This is a genomic window from Aurantimonas sp. E1-2-R+4, from assembly GCF_036549515.1.
Taxonomy (GTDB): Bacteria; Pseudomonadota; Alphaproteobacteria; order Rhizobiales; family Rhizobiaceae; genus Aurantimonas; species Aurantimonas coralicida_A.
The window spans coordinates 1-1,442 of sequence record NZ_JAZHLK010000131.1 but is presented as its reverse complement, the minus strand read 5'-3'; the positions used below and the strand labels follow the sequence as shown (position 1 = coordinate 1,442).

The 1,442-nt window shown below is 62.1% G+C and carries 1 protein-coding gene; it reads left to right on the top strand.

The window, feature by feature from the left end:
- The first annotated feature begins 564 nt into the window (after positions 1-564).
- Positions 565-1,161 carry a rhodanese-like domain-containing protein gene (locus VQ045_RS21665; RefSeq protein WP_331831600.1) on the top strand — a complete coding sequence of 199 codons (597 nt, stop codon included), beginning with the start codon at positions 565-567 and terminating at the stop codon, positions 1,159-1,161.
- Positions 1,162-1,442 lie beyond the last annotated feature (281 nt).

Genomic DNA, 1,442 nt, shown 5'->3' with positions numbered 1-1,442 from the left:
CGGTGGTGTTGACCTTGGCCGATCAGCTCTACGAGACACGACAACGCCTGTTGTCACTGACCGCGGCTGTCGCGGCGCAGGACGAGCCCATCCAGAAGGCGATCATCGCGGCTCTGTCGCCGGGCAACCGATCGCCTGAGACGGAGTGACGGCAAGGTGGACCGGAGGGACTGAGATGTTCATCGTGGAGATGCCGCGTATCAAACAGAACATCAGATTTATGATCTCAGGCATTGGCCAAGCGTAGGCCGTACCATAGTATGGAAAGGCGGAAGGTGAAGCTCGATCACCCGCCATTCCTCATCAGCCAGATCGCTCAGGCGGCACCACGAAAAGGTTGGGTTTGCCCTCGGCCATTTCCTTAAGACGCCCATCGACTTGATCCATGTCAAACCCCGCGAACGACACCGCGCCTAGCGTCCACCATGGCCAGCGCGCCGGCTCACGGACGGTGCAAATGATCCGAACGGGAGTGGATTCGATGGATCCGCGACTGCCCATCTTTGGACACATCTCGCGGCAGCTCGGCGTACCATACTCCCTCATCGAAAGGAGACCAGCATCATGAAATTTCGGGTAACAGCCCTCGCGGTCGCTGCGATTCTCGCCGTCTTCCCTGCCTTTGCGGGAGAGATCGACAGCAGCGTCGATGCCCGCGCTCTGCCGAAGGGCAAGACAACGCCACTCGGGCTCTACCTGACGCCCGAGGACGCGCACGCGGCCCTGACCGAGGAGCCAGGCATCGTCTTCATCGACGTCCGCGACCCGCTTGAAATCAACTTTGTCGGCAATGCCGAGGGGACGGACGCCAATGTTCCGCTTGCCTTCGCCACGCACAATTTCGACCCCAAGCGCGGCGGCTATGCGATGGCGCGCAATCCGGACTTCGTCGCCGGCGTCGACGCCGTGATCGCTGCAGAGGGGCGGGACAAGGGCGATCCCGTCTTCGTGATGTGCCGCTCCGGCGGGCGATCTGCGGAGGCGGCGGCGGCACTGGCTAAAGCCGGCTACAGCAATGTCTGGAGCATCGTCGAGGGCTTCGAAGGCGATTCCGACAAGGCGACCGGCCGGCGCGACGTGAATGGCTGGCAGAACGCCGGGCTTCCCTGGTCCTACAAGCTCGATGCCGAAATTGCCTGGCGGCCGGCGGGAGAGAAATAGGGAGCCGACACATGCACAAGGCGACCATAATGGTGCGTAAGGGTAATCCGAGGGCATCGAAGACGCGCTGAGCCTGTCGGAGGACGGCGCTTGAAGCCCGTCACACCCCGGGGAAACCCGCCGGGAAAGGTAAACCATGCGGATGGTCACAGCACGATCGGTACCTCCTGTCAACGCCGGAGCAAATATGCGCCAGTTGGCCGGAGGAAATATGTGCCAGGTGACGTCATGAGAAGGGCCCCGATCGGGGCCCTTCTCATGACGTTTCGCGCTTTTCGGCG